Source organism: Bacillus sp. EB106-04-02-XG92, assembly GCF_058791995.1.
On record NZ_JBYTEA010000004.1, the window covers coordinates 426,794 to 448,539 of the forward strand.

28 protein-coding genes and 2 pseudogenes are annotated in these 21,746 nt (G+C 33.7%); 6 read left to right on the top strand and 24 right to left on the bottom strand.

Going from position 1 to position 21,746, the window contains the following annotated elements:
* Nucleotides 1-2: 2 nt before the first annotated feature.
* The 4 genes from AC3WVA_RS13675 to AC3WVA_RS13690 all read right to left on the bottom strand — a co-directional run bounded on the left by AC3WVA_RS13675 (nt 3) and on the right by AC3WVA_RS13690 (nt 3,929).
* On the bottom strand, nt 3-1,202 hold the full coding sequence (locus AC3WVA_RS13675; RefSeq protein ID WP_098520681.1) for a dihydrolipoamide acetyltransferase family protein: 1,200 nt from the start codon (nt 1,200-1,202) through the stop codon (nt 3-5).
* A gap of 27 nt (nt 1,203-1,229) precedes the next feature.
* Nucleotides 1,230-2,264: an acetoin:2,6-dichlorophenolindophenol oxidoreductase subunit beta gene (acoB, locus tag AC3WVA_RS13680; RefSeq protein ID WP_071757623.1), complete on the bottom strand. Its 1,035-nt coding sequence runs from the start codon at nt 2,262-2,264 to the stop codon at nt 1,230-1,232.
* 17 nt (nt 2,265-2,281) lie between these two features.
* Entirely contained in the window at nt 2,282-3,280 is a 999-nt protein-coding gene (gene acoA, locus AC3WVA_RS13685; RefSeq protein ID WP_048525863.1) for an acetoin:2,6-dichlorophenolindophenol oxidoreductase subunit alpha, read from the bottom strand.
* Nucleotides 3,281-3,449: 169 nt separating this feature from the next.
* The gene (locus AC3WVA_RS13690; protein WP_048525864.1) at nt 3,450-3,929 is read right to left on the bottom strand and encodes a DinB family protein; all 480 of its coding nucleotides are present in this window, start codon (nt 3,927-3,929) and stop codon (nt 3,450-3,452) included.
* 174 nt (nt 3,930-4,103) lie between these two features.
* Between AC3WVA_RS13690 and AC3WVA_RS13695 the strand changes: the two genes are divergently transcribed.
* Nucleotides 4,104-4,949: an oxidoreductase gene (locus AC3WVA_RS13695; protein WP_218010736.1), complete on the top strand. Its 846-nt coding sequence runs from the start codon at nt 4,104-4,106 to the stop codon at nt 4,947-4,949.
* 38 nt (nt 4,950-4,987) lie between these two features.
* The gene (locus AC3WVA_RS13700) at nt 4,988-5,506 is read left to right on the top strand and encodes a GrpB family protein (RefSeq protein WP_071757627.1); all 519 of its coding nucleotides are present in this window, start codon (nt 4,988-4,990) and stop codon (nt 5,504-5,506) included.
* Nucleotides 5,507-5,532: 26 nt separating this feature from the next.
* On the opposite strand, the gene AC3WVA_RS13705 is transcribed toward AC3WVA_RS13700, so the two are convergent.
* The 9 genes from AC3WVA_RS13705 to AC3WVA_RS13745 form a co-directional block, all read right to left on the bottom strand.
* On the bottom strand, nt 5,533-6,129 hold the full coding sequence (locus AC3WVA_RS13705; RefSeq protein ID WP_098344367.1) for a uridine kinase family protein: 597 nt from the start codon (nt 6,127-6,129) through the stop codon (nt 5,533-5,535).
* Nucleotides 6,130-6,168: 39 nt separating this feature from the next.
* Entirely contained in the window at nt 6,169-6,549 is a 381-nt protein-coding gene (locus tag AC3WVA_RS13710) for a DUF4181 domain-containing protein (protein ID WP_098344366.1), read from the bottom strand.
* 129 nt (nt 6,550-6,678) lie between these two features.
* The gene (locus AC3WVA_RS13715) at nt 6,679-7,062 is read right to left on the bottom strand and encodes a DUF4181 domain-containing protein (RefSeq protein WP_098344365.1); all 384 of its coding nucleotides are present in this window, start codon (nt 7,060-7,062) and stop codon (nt 6,679-6,681) included.
* Between the two features lie 19 nt (nt 7,063-7,081).
* Nucleotides 7,082-7,498, bottom strand: a complete 417-nt coding sequence (locus AC3WVA_RS13720; RefSeq protein ID WP_098880857.1) for an NUDIX domain-containing protein — start codon at nt 7,496-7,498, stop codon at nt 7,082-7,084.
* Nucleotides 7,499-7,559: 61 nt separating this feature from the next.
* Nucleotides 7,560-7,922: a DUF4181 domain-containing protein gene (locus tag AC3WVA_RS13725; RefSeq protein WP_098880856.1), complete on the bottom strand. Its 363-nt coding sequence runs from the start codon at nt 7,920-7,922 to the stop codon at nt 7,560-7,562.
* 17 nt (nt 7,923-7,939) lie between these two features.
* Complete coding sequence (locus AC3WVA_RS13730; protein ID WP_098880855.1) at nt 7,940-8,776, bottom strand: PP2C family serine/threonine-protein phosphatase; 837 nt, start codon at nt 8,774-8,776, stop codon at nt 7,940-7,942.
* Nucleotides 8,777-8,889: 113 nt separating this feature from the next.
* Entirely contained in the window at nt 8,890-9,057 is a 168-nt protein-coding gene (locus AC3WVA_RS13735; RefSeq protein WP_071757629.1) for a glycine zipper domain-containing protein, read from the bottom strand.
* Between the two features lie 403 nt (nt 9,058-9,460).
* Nucleotides 9,461-10,297: an ABC transporter permease gene (locus AC3WVA_RS13740; protein ID WP_001059838.1), complete on the bottom strand. Its 837-nt coding sequence runs from the start codon at nt 10,295-10,297 to the stop codon at nt 9,461-9,463.
* Nucleotides 10,290-11,495, bottom strand: coding sequence for a quaternary amine ABC transporter ATP-binding protein (locus AC3WVA_RS13745; protein WP_098344361.1), 1,206 nt, complete (start codon nt 11,493-11,495; stop codon nt 10,290-10,292). The genes AC3WVA_RS13740 and AC3WVA_RS13745 overlap by 8 nt, the downstream gene beginning before the upstream one ends.
* 171 nt (nt 11,496-11,666) lie before the next feature.
* On the opposite strand from AC3WVA_RS13745, the gene AC3WVA_RS13750 reads away from it, so the two are divergent.
* Nucleotides 11,667-12,524 carry a glycine betaine ABC transporter substrate-binding protein gene (locus tag AC3WVA_RS13750; RefSeq protein ID WP_195756616.1) on the top strand — a complete coding sequence of 286 codons (858 nt, stop codon included), beginning with the start codon at nt 11,667-11,669 and terminating at the stop codon, nt 12,522-12,524.
* Between the two features lie 45 nt (nt 12,525-12,569).
* Here the strand turns inward: AC3WVA_RS13750 and clpP are convergent, their stop codons facing one another.
* A complete protein-coding gene (gene clpP / locus AC3WVA_RS13755) occupies nt 12,570-13,151 on the bottom strand; it encodes an ATP-dependent Clp endopeptidase proteolytic subunit ClpP (protein WP_048525873.1) in 582 nt (193 codons plus the stop codon).
* Between the two features lie 21 nt (nt 13,152-13,172).
* On the bottom strand, nt 13,173-13,859 hold the full coding sequence (locus AC3WVA_RS13760; protein WP_098344358.1) for an RNA polymerase subunit sigma-70: 687 nt from the start codon (nt 13,857-13,859) through the stop codon (nt 13,173-13,175).
* Between the two features lie 143 nt (nt 13,860-14,002).
* On the opposite strand from AC3WVA_RS13760, the gene AC3WVA_RS13765 reads away from it, so the two are divergent.
* From AC3WVA_RS13765 to AC3WVA_RS13775, 3 genes are all read left to right on the top strand, one after another.
* Nucleotides 14,003-14,323, top strand: coding sequence for a 2Fe-2S iron-sulfur cluster-binding protein (locus AC3WVA_RS13765; RefSeq protein ID WP_048525875.1), 321 nt, complete (start codon nt 14,003-14,005; stop codon nt 14,321-14,323).
* Nucleotide 14,324: 1 nt separating this feature from the next.
* On the top strand, nt 14,325-14,990 hold the full coding sequence (gene rpiA, locus AC3WVA_RS13770) for a ribose 5-phosphate isomerase A (RefSeq protein ID WP_098344357.1): 666 nt from the start codon (nt 14,325-14,327) through the stop codon (nt 14,988-14,990).
* 106 nt (nt 14,991-15,096) lie between these two features.
* The gene (locus AC3WVA_RS13775; RefSeq protein ID WP_098520682.1) at nt 15,097-15,531 is read left to right on the top strand and encodes a GNAT family N-acetyltransferase; all 435 of its coding nucleotides are present in this window, start codon (nt 15,097-15,099) and stop codon (nt 15,529-15,531) included.
* Nucleotides 15,532-15,648: 117 nt separating this feature from the next.
* On the opposite strand, the gene AC3WVA_RS13780 is transcribed toward AC3WVA_RS13775, so the two are convergent.
* The 9 genes and pseudogenes from AC3WVA_RS13780 to AC3WVA_RS13820 all read right to left on the bottom strand — a co-directional run bounded on the left by AC3WVA_RS13780 (nt 15,649) and on the right by AC3WVA_RS13820 (nt 21,595).
* Complete coding sequence (locus AC3WVA_RS13780; protein WP_098880853.1) at nt 15,649-17,016, bottom strand: lytic polysaccharide monooxygenase; 1,368 nt, start codon at nt 17,014-17,016, stop codon at nt 15,649-15,651.
* 383 nt (nt 17,017-17,399) lie between these two features.
* Nucleotides 17,400-17,906, bottom strand: a pseudogene (locus AC3WVA_RS13785) (formylglycine-generating enzyme family protein); the annotation flags it as partial.
* Nucleotides 17,907-17,924: 18 nt separating this feature from the next.
* Nucleotides 17,925-18,443: a DNA topology modulation protein gene (locus AC3WVA_RS13790; protein WP_098344354.1), complete on the bottom strand. Its 519-nt coding sequence runs from the start codon at nt 18,441-18,443 to the stop codon at nt 17,925-17,927.
* A 2-nt stretch (nt 18,444-18,445) separates the two neighbouring features.
* Nucleotides 18,446-18,592 (bottom strand): annotated as a pseudogene (locus tag AC3WVA_RS13795) (aminoglycoside phosphotransferase); the annotation flags it as partial.
* A 3-nt stretch (nt 18,593-18,595) separates the two neighbouring features.
* Nucleotides 18,596-18,982 carry a ribosomal maturation YjgA family protein gene (locus AC3WVA_RS13800; protein ID WP_098344353.1) on the bottom strand — a complete coding sequence of 129 codons (387 nt, stop codon included), beginning with the start codon at nt 18,980-18,982 and terminating at the stop codon, nt 18,596-18,598.
* A 65-nt stretch (nt 18,983-19,047) separates the two neighbouring features.
* Complete coding sequence (locus AC3WVA_RS13805; protein WP_098344352.1) at nt 19,048-19,755, bottom strand: class I SAM-dependent methyltransferase; 708 nt, start codon at nt 19,753-19,755, stop codon at nt 19,048-19,050.
* Nucleotides 19,756-19,776: 21 nt separating this feature from the next.
* Nucleotides 19,777-20,130 carry an MmcQ/YjbR family DNA-binding protein gene (locus AC3WVA_RS13810; protein ID WP_098344351.1) on the bottom strand — a complete coding sequence of 118 codons (354 nt, stop codon included), beginning with the start codon at nt 20,128-20,130 and terminating at the stop codon, nt 19,777-19,779.
* A gap of 15 nt (nt 20,131-20,145) precedes the next feature.
* On the bottom strand, nt 20,146-20,550 hold the full coding sequence (locus AC3WVA_RS13815) for a GNAT family N-acetyltransferase (RefSeq protein ID WP_071757635.1): 405 nt from the start codon (nt 20,548-20,550) through the stop codon (nt 20,146-20,148).
* Nucleotides 20,551-20,788: 238 nt separating this feature from the next.
* Nucleotides 20,789-21,595 (bottom strand): GH25 family lysozyme, encoded by an 807-nt coding sequence (locus AC3WVA_RS13820; RefSeq protein ID WP_098880852.1) that lies wholly within the window; start codon nt 21,593-21,595, stop codon nt 20,789-20,791.
* Nucleotides 21,596-21,746: the final 151 nt, after the last annotated feature.

Here is a 21,746-nt window from a genome sequence, read left to right on the forward strand (position 1 = left end):
CTTTATAAAAGAATTGTTACAGGTTCTTCTAAATAACGTTTAATTGTGCGTAAAAATGCAGCTGCTGGTGCACCATCTAATACTCGATGATCGAATGTTAAACTTAAAGGTAACATACTTCCTTTTCTTAATTTTTTTCCTTTATATACAGGAACATGTTCAATTGCACCTACACCTAAAATACCAGTTTCAGGTGTATTTAATACTGGCGTGAAATATTCAATACCGAAGCTACCTAAATTACTAATTGTAAAGGTCGTTCCTTGCATATCATCACTACTTAAATTGCCTGCTCGTGCCTTTTGTGCCATATTTTTAATCTCTTTAGATAACTCTATTAAAGATAGATTATTAGCAAAACGAATAGCCGGAACGACTAGTCCTTTTTCTAACGCGACCGCCATGCCTAAATGAACATGTTTAAATTGATGAATGGCATCATCTATATAAGCACTGTTCATCTCTTTATGCTCTTTAAGAGCTAATACAACAGCACGAGAAACGAAATCCGTAATGGTTAGTTTGTTATCGTATCGTTTTTGTACAACTTCCGCTACGTCTTTATGTAAAGCAACTAAATCTGTAACATCTACTTTCATTGTTAATGTTAATTGCGCACTATTTTGTAAGCTTGCATGCATACGATTCGCAATTGCTTTTCGCATACCAGTAACAGGAACGACTTTACTTTCTTCTTGTTCAAGTACTTCTGAAATTGCTACTTTTTCTTCAAGCGCCTTTAATACGTCTATCTTTGTAATTCTTCCGCCAGGTCCTGTACCAACTAATGCCTTGATATCTAGATTTTCAGACTTTGCAATTTTCTTCGCTACAGGTGAAATTTTGATTCTTTCCTTCGTCACCTCTATCTCATATGGTTCTGGATGTTGGACATTTTCAGGCTCAGGATTCAGTGTTTTTTCTTCTACAACATTTGCACTTTCATTTACTACTACTTTTTCGTTCGGCTTACCGATATAGCAAATGACAGTGCCAGGTGGCACTCCCTCATCTTCACTTACAGCTATATCAAGAACAGTTCCATCTGCTGGTGCTTCTATTTCCGTTTCGATTTTTTCCGAGTTAATACTAGCAATTAGTTCACCTTTTGCTACATGATCACCTGTTTTAATATTCCAGCTCGTAATAATACCTTCTTTCATCGCCATACCTAACTTCGGCATTACAACTTCTACAGCCATGCTTCTCTCCCCTTTCTCATCGTTTCATTACACATGTAATAACGATTGGTCTCCGATCATTTCTGATACAGTTTCAATTACTTTCTCCGGCGTTGGTAAATATAACTTTTCAAGTGGTGGAGAGAATGGAACTGGTGTATGTGGTGCTGTAATTCGTTTAATAGGTGCATCTAACAAATCGAATCCTTTATCCGCTACAATTGCTGCAATATCTGTTGCGATACTACATCTTGGATTTGCTTCATCAATAACAATAAGACGATTTGTTTTTTCAACAGATGCTAAAATGGTATCTTCATCAAGCGGTGATAAAGAACGTGGATCGATTACTTCTACTTCCAGTCCTTTTTTCGATAATTGCTCAGCAGCTGCAAGTGCTGTATGAACTTGTTTTCCAATTGCAACGATTGTTACATCGGAACCTTCACGTTTCATATCTGCTTTGCCTAATGGAATTGTATAGTACCCTTCCGGTACTTCACCTTTCATATTGTAAAGTGTTTTATCTTCAAAGAAGATTACTGGGTCATCATCTTCAATTGCCGCTAATAATAAGCCTTTTGCGTCATACGGAGTAGAAGGAACGACAACTTTTATACCTGGAATGCTCGTAAACAACGCATATAAACTCTGTGAATGTTGTGCAGCTGCGCTAAATCCAGCACCATGCATCGTACGTACTGTAACTGGCACTTTCGCTTTACCACCGAACATATAGCGGAACTTTGCCCCTTGGTTTAATACTTGATCAAGACAACTACCAATAAAATCATTAAACATTAATTCAGCAATCGGACGTAGTCCTGTTGCCGCCGCTGCCATCGCCGCTCCCATATAACCTGCTTCTGAAATTGGTGTATCTAAAATACGATTTCGACCAAACTCTTGGACAAGTCCCTTCGTAACGCCGAGTACACCGCCCCATGCCTCATCATCTTGTAAGTGATCAACTTGTGCACCACCTGCAACGTCTTCTCCTATTAAAATTACGTTTTCATCACGACGCATTGAGATTTTCATCGCTTCATTAATTGCAGTTGACATACTTACTGTTCTAGTCATTATTTTTCACCCTCCTCTTATTTGTAAGAAACGTATACATCTTTTAATAATTCTTCATCCTCTGGATATGGACTGTTTTCACTAAATTCAATTGATTTTTGTACCGCTTCATCTACTGCCTTTTCCATATCTACAAGTTCAGATTCAGTTAATAATGCTTCGTGAATTAAATGCTTACGGAAATTCACAATCGCATCTTTTTCATTTAAATGTTCTTCTTTTTCTTCTGTAGTTTTATACGATTGAGCTTCACCTTCGAAATGACCGTAATTACGATATGTCATGCATTCAATTATTGTTGGACCACCGCCATTACGCGCACGTTCTACTGCTTCTTGCGCCGCTTTATACACTGCAAGTAAATCTTTTCCATCTACTTGAACACCTGGAATATTATATGCTTTCGCGCGATCTGCAATCGAATCACAACTTGAAGCATATTCAAATGTCGTTGCTTCACCATAACCGTTATTTTCTGCGATAAAAATAACTGGTAACTTCCAAATCGCCGCTAAATTAACACCTTCATGAAATGTTCCTTCATTATTTGCTCCATCACCAAAGAAACAAACACTTACATCTTTCGTACCTTTATATTTAGCTGTTAATGCTGAACCGCAAGCAAGCGGGAAACCACCGCCTACAATCCCATTTGCACCAAGCATTCCTTTATTTAAATCGGCAATATGCATGGAACCGCCTTTCCCTTTACATAATCCTGTCGCTTTCCCGAAAAGTTCAGCCATCATACCGTTTAAATCACAGCCTTTTGCGATACAATGTCCATGTCCTCTATGCGTACTTGTAATACTGTCACGATCCGTTAAGTGGGCACATACACCAACTGCTACTGCTTCTTCACCTGCGTATAAATGAACGAAACCTGGCAGAACGCCTTGCGCGAATAATTCATGTACCTTATCTTCAAACTTACGAATCTCTAACATTTTTTCATACATCCAACGAGCTTGTTCTTTCGTAATTTCATTCCCTTTACTTTCAGTTGTTTTTAACATGTCCAGCCCTCCTATTTTCTTGTTCATCTTTTATATTGCAAATACTGTGCCAAATTCTAACCCTTGATTTCATAGGTATTCTCTATTCTTTCAAAATAAAAAAGTGGACAAAATGAGACACTTGTCTCATTTTGTCCACTTTTGTTCACCTAATTTGAGAATTATTATCTTATTCATGATCAAAACTCTTCTGTAACTTCCGGATGTAAATAATTTGACCAATATGATAAGCATTATGAGTTGTTACATTCGCTAATACTTCCCACCACTTTGCAGAAACAGGAAATCCAACTACATCACTTTCAACCTTTTCTTCATTTATTAGCTTTTGCCATAGTAACAGTTTCTCTAGTAGCTTTTCTCTTAACTCATCGAAAGATTGATTATCTGAAAGCATAAAACTTTTGTTATTATCACCAATAGCGGGCACGGCATTCACATTCGATTCTTTGTACCTAGTTTGCCACGTTGAGTTCCAATACAATAAATGTTGTACAATTTCAGCTATACTATTACTCTCTTCATTCGGTTTCCAGAAAGCTTCTCTCTCAGGTAGATCTTTCACTGCATCTGAAAATGGAATATACCAACTAGGATCGTTTGCATTCGCCAATAATTGATCTGCTAATACATCTTTCACATGGGCCATTTTTCTTCCCTCATTTCATTAACGTATTCATACTCACTTCTCTATATACGATAAGTCCGTATCATTCCCTCTTTTAAAATAGAATTAACGGTATAGCTCTCAAAACGAATGTAAGATTAATGGATTTTCTTTTCATAACTCGTTATGATAAAAGAAAAAGAAAGCGAGCAAAAAATGAATAAAAAAATCGCAGTTATTACCGGGGCTTCAAGTGGTTTCGGTCTATTAACAACACTTGAGCTTGCAAAAAAAGACTTTTTAGTCATTGCTACAATGCGAAACCTTAATAAACAAGAAGATTTAATATCTCAAGCTACTAAACTCAACTTACAACAAAACATAACAGTTCAACAATTAGATGTAACAGATCAAAACTCTATACATAACTTTCAATTATATATAAAAGAAATAAATAGAGTAGATCTACTTATTAATAACGCAGGATATGCAACTGGAGGATTTGTTGAAGAAATTCCAGTAGAGGAATACCGTAAACAATTTGAAACGAACCTTTTTGGATCTATATCAATTACTCAACTTGTATTACCTTATATGAGAGAACAAAAAAGTGGGAAAATCATTAATATAAGCAGCATTAGTGGTCAAGTTGGATTTCCTGGTCTATCCCCTTACGTTTCTTCAAAATATGCATTAGAAGGCTGGAGTGAATCCCTTCGTTTAGAAGTAAAACCGTTCGGAATAGATGTTGCTTTAGTGGAACCAGGTTCTTATAACACGAATATATGGGAAGTTGGTAAACAACTAGCTACAAACCAATCTTATACTACTTCTCCTTACAAAGAATATATGGATAAAATACAAAAACATATGAATAGCGGCAGTGATACATTTGGTAATCCGATAGATGTTGCTAATAAAATTGTAGAAATCGCTGAATCTAAGCGTACGAATTTACGATATCCGATTGGAAAAGGTGTGAAATTCATGATCTTTGCGAAGAAGATTCTTCCTTGGAGATTGTGGGAATACCTTGTATTGAAAACCTTTAAGAAAATGTAATAGACTTTTGAAACCATTTTGAAAGAGGTGCGAATTAAATGTTAGGTTTACCATATGGAAAAGTATTTTTAGTTCCGTGGACTGAACAATGGGAAATTGAATATATGAAAGAGAAACAATTCATTGAGGAACAAATTGGCGAATATATTTTAGCGATACACCACATCGGTAGTACCTCTATTCCACATTTAAGTGCAAAGCCAATTATTGATATTGCAATCGAACTAAAAAATTATAAGGACGGTTTAACATGTATTAAAAAGTTAGAACTGCTAAACTATAAATACAGAAAAGATGTACTACCTGAACGATATTATTTTAATAAAGGGGAACCACGAACTCATCAAATTCATATGTATGAACAAGGAAATACATACTTAATAGAGCAATTACAATTCAGAGATTACTTAATAAACAACAAAACTTCTCGTATACAGTATGAACAGTTAAAGATTCAACTTTCACAAGCTAATCCTAATGATAAACATCAATATGCAGAGGATAAAACGAATTTCGTTACATCTATATTAGCCAAAATAAATGATGAATTTAAATAAGAAACCATTTAGTACTAAATGGTTTCTTATTTATTAGTTATTTCATTATTTGTACCATCAATAATAAAATCTGCAAATTCTTGCGGTTTATGACTTTCGACATACATATCTTCAGCAACCATCCAATTGTTTTCCCACATATCGCGCGCTGCTTCTCCATCTCTAGCAATCCCTCTTTTTATACGCGTTTCACGAGGACAATTCACCCATATTTTTAAATCATACATTTCCGCCAGCTCCTGACGTGTTGCATATACACCTTCTATAATTACAATTCCGTTTGCAGGAACCGTATGAGCTTCTGCTAAAGAATCCGTTTCCCAATCGTAACGTTTATAACATCCTTCAATGCCATTACGAATTGGTTCTAAAACTTCTTGTAAAAGGCGTTTCCAATCAAAATCTGCACCAACTGACTTTTTCGTAGGATGTTCATTTACAATTTGTGCAGATGGTAAATAAAAATCATCCATATGAACAATCGTTACAGTTGAAAACTTATTTTTTATTTTATTAGCTAACGTACTTTTTCCTGCTCCCCCACAACCATCGACACCTATTATTAGTAGTGATTGCTCTACAGACTTCACTCGAATTTGTTCTAATATGTTATTTAACCCCAAACCATTTCATCCCCTCGTTTTATATCTATAGATTTACTTTTACGCTGAAATCGGATTGAAGTAAAGTAGCAATGAAATCGCAATAAAAAATGTGAATAAGCCAATTATTGATATAATATATTCTTTCGATTCCCTATCATATTGCCACTCCATCCATGCACGTAATGTCCATAATACTCCAAAAAAAGCGAAGAATGCATAGCCTACATTTGCATTTTCAAAGTTGTTAGTATAAATTATACTACTAATAAAATAAATTATAAATAATCCAATTTCCAATTTTACATGTAAGCTATTTACATGCTTATATCCAAAGAAACCTCTCTTCTTCATATTTAACTTTTTTCTTAAAAACTCTTCTAAAAAATAACCACCTATACCAACTCCAATAATTATTATCCAAACAGTAGAATTCCACATGTTCAATCCCCTCCAATTACTACGTTGCATTATTTAAAATAAAGTGGATTACATGGCAGTTATCCTTTTGTAAATAACTTACATCCCTTTCAAGTCATTTCATTATTTATACCACCAACAATCATTTTTTTATGCGGCAGATGGAAAGAAGTAAAAAAGCATCGAAGTCATAAAAGCAAATGTAAATACTCCGATCATCGAAAATATATATTCTTTCGATTCTCTATCAAATTTCCATTCCATCCATGCTCTTAATACTAACGTTCCGCCTAAATAAGTAAAAATGACGTAAGCAATAGTAACGCTTTCGAATTTAACGAGAAAAATAAAACTAGTTATTAAATAAATAAACAATAGTCCGATTTCTAATTTTTTGTGTAAACTATTTACATGTTTTTTATATCCCCAAAAACCCCTATTCGGCATATTCAATTTTTTTCTTAAAAACTTATCAAAAAAATAGACAGCTATACAAAAAATAATACTTATAATCCAAAAAGTAGAAATTCCCATTACTCCACCCCCTATTACTTTATTTATTTCGGTTATTCTCCTCTAAATAACTTACAATTCCTTCAGGATATGTGGGCTTCTCCTTTAATTCATTTATACTTTTCCAAATTAATATAATATCCTCATATTCTTTATGTCTTATTTCATTTATTACCCTCTCTTTAACAATTCCCCTATGTATCAATGTGCAATGATGTCCTTTTTCGTTGTTCCACTCAAAAATATGCTCATTTACAAGGGCTAAACCTTGGACATCAATCTTCAAATCGTATTCTTCCATTAATTCTCGTATTATCACTTCTTTTGCAGTTTCACCAAATTCAATAGAACCTCCTGGAAAACGATAAAATGTTTCACTTAAATCACATTGCACAATTACTTTAGAACGATCTTCATTTAAAATCATTACTTCAGCGCGTAATTGAGGACTTTTCATTTCTTCTCTCCCTATAATTGCTCATTTTATGATATTGCCATAGTGTCTTAATCAATACGTATTAAATAAGGAAATATAGAATTACCGCCGTTATCAATAGTGATACAACTCCGCCTAAGGACATCAAAAACTCCCTTGATTCTCTATCATATTTCCATTCCATATATGATTCGAAACTATACAACGTAATTAAAAACAGAAAGGGTAGGAAGCCCATGTATAGAGGGTTTGAAAGAGAAGAGCATATAATTATAACTACTATATACGAAAAAATAATAATCCTGTTTCCCCATTTATGCAGCTTATTTACATATTTATTATTCCATCCTTTTTGTTTCGGTATATTTAGCCTTTTTCTCACTATATTTTCTAAAACAAATAAGAATATGATCCATAAAACTAATACAATTACTTTCACATGCATTAGAGAGATCACCTCCTTTATCTTATCGTCTGGATTTTCTCCGACTGATCACTCGGATACGTAGTATTTCTTTTATTTTCAACATCCCAACTAATAATTGTCGCACTATCTCGTCCGAATTGATGATGAACGTACTCTAATACATGATGAACACTTTCTTCAAGTTCTATATTAGTTCTATTCATATCATTATACAGATTTAATGGTGTTTCATAGTGTCGTTCCCCGCATTCTAATACCCCATCTGTAACCATTACAATTCGATTTTTTCCAGTACGTAATTCACGAATGCCTGTTGAATAGCAGGGTACAGATAAATCAAAGGTATTGACATTTCCAATCCATTCATAAAAATGACGTTGATTTAATGCATATTGTCCTAACTTATGTAACTCTTCATGAAATACATAAATGAGGCAATCGCCAATAGACAACCACCATATATAATTTTCTTTTCTTACACATATTAAGCAAGCAGTTTCACCTTTAATTTTTTGGCACTTTTCTTTAAATGAAGTGGACTGAAAAATTGTAAGTATATGATTTTCAACAGATCGAAATACTGTAAAAATCGATTCATTCATTATTACTTTTATATTTTCATATTCTTTTTGGATTGTATTTACTACTAAATCAACACTTTCCGCACTATTATGTCCATCTAAAATAGCTGTAAATTCCCAATCACCATTCGACCAAACTAACGCACCATCTTCGTTCTTTTTAGCTCCGGCGCTTATATTCCCGCCATATGTACCGAGTATAATATCACCATATTGTTTTACTGAAACTTCGTCTAAATACATCTTCGTATTTCCTACCCATGAATATTGTCTATTATTTGTTGTATGCATATTCTCTCACCAACCTTTCTATATATAATATCATAAAAAAAGGAAAAACAGGATTTATATTCCGAAAATTCATTCATTTAATGAAGCGATTTTTTAAATAAATTTACATCTCACTATTTCTTCAAAAACACAATTCCAATTACAATCCCTATCACAATTCCGATTACTAAATTATTAGTAAAGAACCCTTGAAACACACCGATTACAACCCCTATACCGATACCAATTGCCAAGGCATCATTTCTTTTGTTATTTTTAGCCAAAATTGCATCTCCTCCCATCTTTTCTCCTTGAATAACTTACTTTTACTTGAATGTATTACTATATTCACTAACTCACTTGAACATTTCCAAAAAATGCACTTTAACTTCACATATAATATTTTCCATTTTCTATATATATTCCTTTTATAATGAAAAATTTCAAGTGACCATTCATTATATGTAGACATTTACTATAAGAACGATTCAAATGCATCCTCTCTGGAATCCAAATGTAAATCAACAATAAGTATATTTCTCCCATCCTATGAGGAATACGTTGCATCATGATTCTCAATGTATGATGCTGTGTACTACAAGTCTTGAAAGTAAATAAGCAAAACTAATCCCATTAATCGAACAGAATAATATGTAATTTATTCAAACAAAAAACACACTTTGTATAATAAAGTGTGTTTTCTTTTTATCTTCTTTTTTGATGAAATCCTTGTGTAATGCGGTCTAATATAATCGCAATGACAACAATAGCTAGTCCTGCTTCAAATCCCATTCCGATATTAACTTGTGTTACAGAACGATATACATCAACTCCAAGACCTGGTGCTCCTACAAGCGATGCTGTTACTACCATCGATAAAGAAAGCATAATACTTTGGTTCACACCAGCCATGATTGTTCCAGTTGCGAGTGGTAATTGTACTTTAAATAGTTTTTGTGATGCGGTAGAGCCAAAAGCATTCGCTGCTTCTATTAAATCTTCTGGAACTTGTCTAATTCCTAAGTCAGTAAAACGAATTGTCGGTGGCATTGCAAAGATTACTGATGCAATAATCCCAGGTACTACACCTACTCCGAAAAATGTAATCGCAGGAATAAGATATACGAAAGCTGGCATTGTTTGCATAAAGTCTAATGTCGGTTTTAAAAATTTTGAAAAGCGTTCATTTTGAGAAGCTAAAATTCCGATTGGGATTCCGACAATAATTGAAATAATAACAGATGTAAGTACGAGCGCTAATGTTTGCATCGTCTGTGCCCAATAGTTAATATTTAAAATAAATAATAAACCGATCAGTGTAAAAATAATTAAAGATACCTTTCTCGTTGTGTACCAAATGAGGAAACATAGGATAATAATCATCAATATGGCCGGTATTATTGTTAAAAAATTAGTGAGTAAATCAACGAATCCACCGATAATATAAGAAAATCCTCGGAATAAGCCTTCAAGGTGCTCATATAAACTTGCAACAAATGAATCAACCCATTCCCCTAAAGGAATACGTGGTATATTATTCATCGTCTTTCACCTCTTCCTCAATGTTTCCTGCAAGAGCTTGAATGACACTTTCACGTTTAATAATTCCTCTTAACCTTTTCTTCTCATCAATTACTGGTAACGGATATTTCATCTCTGCCATTTTCGCATATGTTTCTTCCAGTAACGTATCTACATACACATGCGGGATATCGGTAAGTAATAAATCAGCAATCGGCCACTGTTTTTGAACAGCTTTACTTGCATCATCCGCAGTTAATATACCTAAAAACTCATACTTTTTATTAACAACATATACAGTTGAAACGCCAGCGTTCCTCATAATTTGAAGTGCTACACGTGGTCCACGGTCAATTAGTAATGTCTCTGGCCGTTTTAATATAGATTCCGCTGTGATTACTTTTCCTAAATTCACGTCCGCCACGAACTTCTCTACAAATTCATTCGCAGGACTCATCATAATTTCTTCCGGCGTTCCAATTTGGACAACCTCTCCATCTTTCATTAACGCAATTCGATCACCAATTCGAAGGGCTTCATCTAAATCGTGTGTAATAAATATAATTGTTTTTTCCATTTTATCTTGTAACTCTAACAGCTCATCTTGCATTTCTTTTCGAATCAGTGGATCTAATGCACTAAATGACTCATCCATAAGTAAAACATCTGGATCATTTGTAAGTGCTCTCGCAATACCAACACGCTGCTGCATACCACCACTCAGTTGACTTGGATAGTTATCTTTATGATGGTCTAATCCAACTAATTTCAAAGACTCTAACGCTTTTCTCTCTCGTTCCTCTACGGGAACTCCTTGTATTTCTAATCCGTATGCAACGTTTTGCAAAACAGTACGATGAGGAAATAAAGCGAACTTTTGAAACACCATACTCATCTTTGTTCTTCTCACTCTTCGTAACTCTTCTTTTCCCATTGTTGCGATGTCTTCACCGTCTATGTATATGTGTCCTGCTGTCGGTTTGATTAATTGATTAAGCATTCGAACTAGAGTTGATTTGCCACTACCAGACAAACCCATAATAACGAAAATTTCTCCAGAGTATACTTCAAACGTTGCCTTTTTCACGCCAACGTTCATTCCGGTCTCTTTTAAAATTTCCGATTTATTTTTCCCTTCTTTTAATAAAGCAAGCGCCCTTTGCGGGTTTTTCCCAAATACTTTTGTTACGTTTTCAACACGCACCTTTGTATTATCCATGTCACTACTCCTTTTCTACCCATCTATTCACATAGTGTTGCGATTTTACAAAGAAATATTACATAAAAATGACATTCATAAGATTTCTTTAAAATTCTCATTTCCGTTCATAATAAGAATGCTTACTTATACATTTATTTAAAAAGGCAAACGTTTCTGAGGAGGTTCTCAATGAGAAAGAAAATATGGCTTATATGCCTTGCATTATTTATTACTATGATTTTCTCTTCATGTAATGCAACAAATGCAAATTCGAAAGGAAAAATTAAACTAGGTGTAACAAGTTGGAAAGAAAATATTGCAACTGCAAACATGTGGAAAGTTCTATTAGAACAAAAAGGCTACAAAGTTGAGCTCATGTATTTAGAAAAAGCGGCAATTTGGACTGGTGTTGCTCGCGGTGATGTTGATGCTAATTTAGAAGTATGGCTACCCGTTACGGATAAACCACTAAATGACCGTTATAAAGATGATATTGTCTTAAAATCAAAATGGTATGAAGGAACTGGACTAGGTTTAGTTGTCCCTTCTTATGTGAAAAACATAAACAGTATTGAAGATTTAAATACACATAAAGATGAACTAGATAACAAAATCGTTGGAATTGAACCTGGCAGCAGTCTAATGAATTTAACAAATAAAGCGATGAAGGAATATGATATTAAACTAAAACTTGTCCAATCTTCTGAAGCGGCGATGATGAGTGAACTAAAGAAAGCATATACGAAAAAGAAACCAATCGCTGTTACGCTTTGGAATCCGCATTGGGGCTTTTCAGAATTTGATTTAAAATATTTAAAAGACCCTAAGAAAGTATATGGTGAAAAAGATGACATTTATTACTCTGTTCGTAAAGGTTTCGAAAAAGATCATCCGGATATCATAAAATACTTTGACAAATGGAAAATGAACGATGAACAACTTGGTACATTAATGGTCGAGTTAAATAAAATGAAAGATCCCGAAGAAGCAGCGCGAAAATGGATTAAAAAGAATCAAGCTTTAGTCGATGAATGGATAAAGGATTAATAAAAACAGGCTAGAGGATTATCGTATCCTCTAGCCTGTTTTATCTTATTTTTTTGTAACAACATCATCTACAATCCCATATGCTTTCGCTTCTTCTGCAGTCATAAAATAATCTCTTTCTGTATCATGTGCTACTCTGTCAATTGGTTGCCCCGTTTTTTCTGCAATCATTTCATTAATATCATGCTTTAACTTCAATATCCTTTTTGCTGTTATTTCAATTTCCGTAGCCTGCCCCTTTGCACCACCAAGCGGTTGATGAATCATAATTTCACTGTTAGGTAGCGCAAACCGTTTTCCTTTTGCACCTGATAATAATAACAATGCACCAAATGATGCTGCAAATCCCATGCATAGCGTTTGTACATCTGGTTTGATTAAATTCATCGTATCTAATATGGCAAAACCTGCTGTCGTTGATCCGCCTGGGCTATTAATGTATAAAAATATATCTTTCTCTGCATCTTCCGCTTCTAAAAATAATAATTGCGCTACGACACTGCTCGCTACTTGATCATTTATTTCTGAACCGATAATAATAATGCGGTCTTTTAATAACCTTGAATATATATCATAGGAACGTTCTCCTAATTTCGTTTGTTCTACAACATATGGAATTGCATTCATTTTATATCCCTCCAATAATTGTTATGCTGCGCGAAGCATACAACTGTAGGAAGAAGGTTTTTTCGCATTAAATAATAAGACTGGCTGTTTAGATGGTAACTTAGTAAAATCTATTGTCGGAAGAAGCTTTGTTAACAATTCTGGCTTTTCCTCACGAATAGACGTTACTACAACTTCAATTTCATCTGTGAATTCGACGATCTCAATCCCTTCTTCACTTACAGTTTTTAGCCTATTTCTACTCCGAAATAAAGAAGCTTTTACTGCACCTTCCGATACAGAACATACTTTAGCAATATCAGCGATACTAAATTGAAAAACATCCTTTAATAATAAAATCGCAGATTGTTGTACATTTAATGAAGATAATACTTTCTCTACCATTTCATGCAAATCTGCAATGTTCTCTTGTGGTTCTTCAAAAGTAATTTGTTCCTTTATTTTTTCATGAACTGATTTTGATTTCATCTGGTCTATCCAACGATTTCTAGCTATTTTATATACAAGTGTCATACAAATATCTTTATTACTATATTTTTGAAGAACTTTACAAATTGTTTCTTGGGCAAGATCTTCGCCATCCCATTTATTTTTCGTTAAAAATGTACAGTACCTTTTCAATTCTCCGTATTGCTCAATTAAAAAGTTTATATTCGAATGATTCATATCGATATGATTTTTAAAAATATGAGTTACTTTTGTGCACAAAATAACCACTCCTTTTCAGCGCTTACTTAATTAACGATTCAACAAACAAAAAAGTTACGGGGCAAATAAAAAAATTATGTTTATGTTCAATAATTCGCGGTCATAAATATGTTATGTACAATTTTACGTGAGGAGGAACAAAATTGCCAAAATTAACAATTGAAGGTGCAGGAACTTTTGATGTAAAAGAAGGCACAAAGTTAGTATTAGCGATTGAAGATAACGGTGTAAACATTCTCCATCGTTGCGGCGGGAAAGCACGCTGCACTACTTGTAGAGTAGAAATTATAGCAGGTGAGTTTTGTGAAGCAAGTTCTAATGAAAAAAATGCAATTACGGAAAAAGGAATTGAAGATCACTTACGTTTATCATGCCAAATGCACGTACATAAAGATATAGTCGTTCGCCCTATACTTACAGTAGAAAATTCAGGTCTTGATGCAGGCCCACGTCCAGCAGAATAATATGTTACATTTAAAACAACTCGCAGGTGAATATGCCGCTAACTTTGTAAAAGATGGAATGAAAGTTGGGCTAGGTACAGGTTCTACTGTATATTGGACGATACAAAAATTAGGTGAGCGTGTAAAAGAAGGATTATCATTTCAAGCTGTACCAACGTCAAAAGAAACGGAAGCATTAGCTAAACAACTATCTATTCCATTAATCTCCTTAAACGAAATTGAAATACTCGATCTCACAATCGATGGTGCTGATGAAATTGATTCAAATTTACAGATTATAAAAGGTGGTGGTGGCGCATTACTTCGCGAAAAAATCGTTGCCTCCTCCTCTAAAGAACTAATTATCATTGCTGATGAATCGAAACTCGTAACGCATTTAGGTACTTTCCCATTACCGGTTGAAATTATACCTTTTTCATGGAAACAAACCGAAAGGAAAATTCAATCTTTAGGTTGTCAAACAACGTTACGTTTACAAAATAATGAAACATTTATTACCGATAACAATAACATCATTATCGATTGCATATTCCCTCATAACATAACGAATCCTGCCAATTTACACACGGAATTAAAAATGATTACAGGCGTAGTTGAAACAGGATTGTTTGTTAATATGACTAGCAAAGCGATTATTGGAACAAAAAATGGGATAAAGGAATTATAATGAAGGCTGACTCTTGCAGTCAGCTTTTTATATTTTCTCTTAATTACTTATTATTATGATATACTATGAAAACAAAAGCACATCACACTAGAAAGGACTGAACCATTTGCACTCCAAAGTCATAACAGAATTTACAGATTTAGAAACTGCCTTTCATATTAGAAAAGAAGTATTTGTAAAAGAACAAAATGTCCCTCTTGAAGATGAATTTGATACATTCGATGAAATCAGTGAGAAATGTAAACACATTTTAGTTTATTATAACGATCTTCCTGTAGGTACAGGTCGTATACGATTTGTTGACGGTGCAGGAAAATTAGAACGCATCTGTATTTTAAAAGAATATCGTAAATACGGATTAGGAAAAGTAATAATCAAAGCGCTAGAAGAAATTGCTCGTAACAAAGAAGCAACAAAAGTAAAACTACACGGTCAAACACAAGCTGAAGGATTTTATAAAAAATTAGATTATCAAACTTCTTCAGATGTATTTATGGAAGATGGTATTCCGCACGTTATTATGACGAAAGCATTATCATAATAAAAAGGGTAGTATATGAATTTATATACTACCCTTTTTTATAAATAGAAAAATGAATTCTCAAGATTTTCTTTTGCATCAAAGCCCATCATCTCTTAGTTCATATCTATGTAAAGCTTACACTGTTTTCCATAATGATAAGGCATAAATCCAGTTTGGATCCCCATTTCCTTGATAACTCTGGACTGCTTCATATACTTTTCCTTCGTGTAGAACTCTATCTCCCTTTTCATATGCTTTCTTTGCATCCCACTCTTCATATAAAACGCTTTCAGTTTTTGTAGTAATCGTGAATATATCACTCTGTACAGATTCATTTCCAGCTACATCAACAGCTCTCACTACATATTTATAAGTAGTATTAGGAAGTAAATTTTTATCCATATAAGAAGTCGTATTGGATGTTGCAATTTTTTTCAATGATCCTTCTGTTTCTCTATAAATATCGTAATGGTCTACACCAATATTATCGTCAGAAGGACTCCACATTAAATCTACACTTGACGCTGTCGTTCCCATACTATGTAACCCTTTTGGTTGTGTTGGTGCTTCTGTATCAGGAGTCTCAACTGTTGTTTTTACTGTAAGCACTGCACTTTCTTTCGATACATTGCCAGCTGCGTCAATTGCTTTTACAGTATAAGAGTATTCTGTACTTGGTTGTAATTTTTTATCAATAAAATGAGTTCCTGGTACTGTATCAATCATCTCTCCGTTACGAAAGATTTGATACCCTTTCACCCCTACATTATCCGTAGAAGCATTCCACGTTAGTTCTATATTATTCGCTGTTACTTTAAGTGCTTGAATACCATTTGGAGTACTTGGAGCTTCTATGTCCGGTTTCATATCATTAATAAGATTAACATCAATTACATTATAGAATGCATTTGCTGTATCAGCTACATCCCATACTGCTAAAATCACATGATATCCACTTCTATCAGTAGGTACATTAATTTTGTGAGTTAAATGATTTGAGGCTGCAGAGCCATCATGTTGTACAGTTCCAATTGGTTCTAAATCTGCTCTTGTGAGCGCTTTATTTGGATCCCATCCTTTTTTAGTAATATAGTAATGCCATTTGCTCGTTAAGTGAGGCGCTGTATATTTCCAAGTAAAAGTATTTTCCCCGCCTGTGATTGTATTTTTAAACCAACGATCAGCTGTTTGTTGATCTAAAACACCACCAAATTTACCACCTGCAGAAGCGATTTGGCCATCAATCGGGCCAGCTTGCGGGAACCCTTTTGGAGCTTCCAAACTTTGTGGTTCATACATAACACTTCCGCAGTTTGCATTTAGTGCACCATAGGTTGGACTACATAAAGCAGATCGGCTGCTAGGCTTTTCAACAAAACCGTGCGCGTATGCGTTTTGAGGAATAAGTGTCGTGCCAATAATTCCAGCTGTTAATGCAACAGCTCCTAGACTTTTTTTGTTCATTTTCATGTTTTGTAGTTGTTTTAATAATCGATTATTCATGTTCTTGTCCCCTTCTTGTTATACTTTGTAGTGTAATGTGGGCTTCGATGTAAAAGAATAACAAAAGACAATCTTGTATCGATGTATGTGTTCATTATGCATACACCGCAGTGAAAATATATTTCATTTCTTGTGAAACATTTCACTTGATGAATATATCATGACATAGAAATCATCAAAGTATGTGCAGAAGTTGTGCAGAAATGATGAAAGCATTAGTAACACGTAAAACTATGGTCGAATTTACAAAACAGGATATTTAACATTTCAAAACAATGAATTCTCCGCTTCATATAAAAGAAGAGTGTCTATATCATTTCATATAGACACTCTTCTCATGTATAATTTTCTATTTATTACTGACCTATAAATGTAAAAATCTCATCATACAAGCCCCATGCATTCGGCTCTTTTTTACCGATTTCATGAATATGTCCATCTGAATTTTCATTATACCAAGCAATCTCTTTCAGTTCACCGTATATGTATCCAGTAGTTCCTGCTTTACATGCATATTGCCACTCTGCTTCTGAAGGTAATCGGTACCCATTTGAATCTAAATGACAACTAACAATTTGACCACCGTCACTAATAGAATAATATTCTTTTAATCCCGCTTTTTTTGAAAGTAAATTACAAAATATAATGGCATCATTCCATGAAATATTTACAACTGGTTTGTTTTTATATTTGGATAAATTTGATGTATGATTCGTAATCGCATCATATAATTCCATCGTTACAACATATTTTGCAAGAAGAAACGATTTAACCTGAACTTGCCATTCTTTTTTAATTCGATCATCTCTTAATTCTACTTTTCCTGCTGAAATTTTCACCATAATAGAATCAACCGGGTCAATGAATCTATTCAATTCTATCCCCCCCATGTTATTTCTTTTTAAAATCTAACTATTTATAGTATCGTACTTCTCTAAAAATAGTTTTACTTCATTTGAAGACTTTAAAATAATAACATCTTTATCTTTACTCAATTGATTTAGCCGCTTTAAAATTGAAGGTCGTTTCGTTTTAGGGTATTCCCATATCCATTTGAAAAATTGCAAGTCAAACCTTTCTTCACATCCAGCCCCCATATCCGGTCTTGTTTTATTCCGATATTGTACAACCCTTTTAAAAGCACGATACACACATATTGTTCTATGAATATCAAGAAAGATAATTGTATCCGCTGCGTTCATTCTTATATCCATTGTCCCGCCATAATTTCCATCAATAATCCACTCTTCTTCTTTAACTAATTCATTTTGAACCTTCCTTTGCTCCTCTTTCGGTACACCTTCCCAATTCGGTTTCCAAAATAACGCATCAAGATGATGCACTTTAATATTTAATTTATTACCTAACTGTCTGGCTAATGTAGATTTTCCTGAACCACCAGAACCTATTAATATGATTTTTTTCATATTCATACCCCCCTTGCTATTGATTCTTCAATAGCATCTTTATTTGCAAAAATCCAGAAGAACATCTCTTCATTTAACTTTAATAAATCTTTTAACTGAACAAAATAAGTAATAAAGATAATTTAAATTGAAAGCATAACATACCAAATCTCTTATTCCTTCCGAAAAAGAAACTCAAATAGAAATCCTACTCCAACACCAATTGTATAAGCCACTATATCACTCCACAAAAATCCGTAACCTAATACGAGCCCACCTAAAGTCGTTGCACGAATGCCATCTATCCATTCGGCATGATATAATTGGCTCAATTCAATCCCATAACAAAACAGCAAACTTATAAAAGTCAATTTCTTCGTTTCTATTTTAGGAAATAAAAAACCGAACCCTGTAAAAATCATGAATGCCCATAAAGCATCGCCTAAGTACTCATTTAATAAATGAGGTAAAGCAAAAGCTAACTTTCTTGAGCTAAGTCCTAAAATAATTATAACGATAGTAAACAGTGCATATAATAGTCTATTTCGTTTCGTTTTCATTTCAAGATCTCCTAATATATAATTTAAAACTGTAAATAGCTAGTAAAATATAATTATTTTACTAGCTATTTTTTAATGGCTTTTATAATAAGAAAATGTGGATTTGTATTTAAATAATGATATGATTTTTCGTTAACTTCCCTCATTTTTTCAACTGGCTTCGGTTCCACCATTTTTTCTAACACAAAATAATTTGTTGTTTCATTAATTATGTCTTGAAGTGACCTTCTAAAAAATTCAACTTCAATTGTAATATTTGGTTTAACCCAAGTATCTACTAATAATTGTTTTTCGAAATAATTTTCACTAGCAAACTTTGTAAAATCCATAAAAGGATGATGAATGGAGTATATAAACTCTCCACCTGGCTTCAATACACGACGAAACTCCTGAAATACTTGATTCCAATTTTCTAAGTAATGAAGCGTTAGCGAACTTACAATTACATCAAAAGTATTATCTTTAAATGGTAATATTTCTTGCAAGTCATGACAAAGAAACGTTACTTTATTGCCCATACTTTCCTTTGCAGCTTTTACCATTGCAGAACTTACGTCAATTGCAGTTACATTTGCTCCTCTTTCTACAAATTGAGAAGTATACCACCCTGCTGCACATCCAGCATCTAATATATTCTTCTCTTCTAAATTCTTTGGAATCATCTCCATCATCGCTGGTCTTTCGTAATAGCTGTTATATGGATTTGCGACATCTAGATTTTCTTTATATGTACTCGCTAATTTATCATATGTACTTTTAATCGTGTCCTTCAAATCATCCACCCCTTATACATACTAATCTAATAACTCTTGCTGCTTTTTCTTTGAAAATGATTGTAGGACTAAATCATATGACCAATCAATCATCTTATTAATTTGCTCTTGCTCTACACCTTTATGTATATACACTGTATTCCAATGTTTCTTATTCATATGATACCCCTGAATGATTGCTTCTGGATACTCTTCTCTTAATCTTAGTGCAAGTTCTGGATCACATTTTAATGTAATCGCAGATTTTTCTCCTTCTTCATGGTTTATTATCGCAAATATTTTATTATTAATCCTCATACATGTTGCATTCCAACCATCAGGAGAATCTTCAGTCGCTTTTCTTTTTGATAAACAATATGTTCTAGTTGCATTCATTTTAATTGGTACCTCTTATTCTTTCACGATTTGATTACGATGCATTACAATTTGCTTTGTTGCTTGAAATTGCTGTTCGCCGTAAAACTTTATTAATTGCTCTCCGCAAAATAGACTAACAATATGAACATGAGATATTTCTTGAAGTAATATAGTTAGCATTTTCTCTCCAATGCCTTTATTTCTTACACTTTCATGTACTACAACATCTTCTATATATGCCCGGAAAACACCGTCAGAAACAACTCTAGCAAATCCGATTAATTCATTTTTTTCCCATACCCCAATCGCTATACTATTCTTTAACATTTTTTGAATATCGATTTCTTTTCTTTCTGGCCACCAACCGACGGAGTCATAAAGTTTTCTTATTTTTTCTACGCAGATTGGTTGTTCATGTTGCAATTTATACGTGTACATTTTCTTTCTCCCATCAAATTGCTCATTTTATTTATTTTATCTTACTTCCTATACTATAAAACTATAGAATCTAACCTGCTATTAAAACCTTAATCAGATTAATTTATAATATCGATTTTACAATTGCAATATAAACAGTCCCTCTCTCATGCTTTCATATTTCTTCTATATTAAAAATAACACGTAATATATTGAATTGAATAATGATAAGAGCCGCCCAATAGGACAGCTCTTATTTTCATTTAACTTCATACCACCAACCTTTCCGATCCAGCCAAGCTTTCATAGCGTTTAATTGCGTGTCACTAGTAGGTTCCGAAATAAAATATGTTAGACCATCTGATTGTAAAATGAAGGTAGCAGTCATTTTTAAAGAAGTTAATGCTCCCATAACATCTGGAGTTTCATAAGGTGAAAAGGCTCCAGTTTGAATGATATTTTGTTTAGAAACTTGTGCTTGTATATTTTCTTGTTTTGGTACCGATTCAGTAAACCAAGAAAGGGGCTTATTTCCAATTAATTGGTTTAAATCACATTTACCGATCCCTGGTACATTACCTGTCTCAGTGTATTGCCAAATATCACAAGGATATGCTGGTCTATTACCGCCATATCTAGGAATCCATACAAAATCACTTTTTACGTTTGCCATACCGAAAGGTCCATACATATGATGTCCTACATATAATCCAACTTTTTTAGCACCTATTCGGCGTAATTCATCGATAAATGCTTGGGTACCAGCTTTCATATCATCCATTGTTTTCACTTCTACATCAGCAACCCAAACTGTAGCTCTCTTATCACCACGATTCCAGAAATCTTGTGCTTCCTTCTTCGCATCAGCAATTGAAATAAAGCGGCAAAATGCATAGTTACCGAAAGGAATATTTCTAGTTTTCATTGCTTGGGCGTAATCTTTATATAAAGGGTCTACATAATTTGAACCATCCTGTACTCTAGCGATTACGAAATCTAGTTGTGGAGCTGCTACATCCCAGTTAATGTTACCGTTCCATTTCGAAATATCTACAATATAACCCATTGCATAACACCTCCTTTATCATTATTATATTCAGAGCTAGTCTTCTTGCTCTTCTCCTCCTAAAAAATCAACAGTTATTGTTAGTTTATAAAGTGAATACGACAATTGTTTTCTACAAAGACAGTAACTCATTTCCATTAAAAAAGTAAAT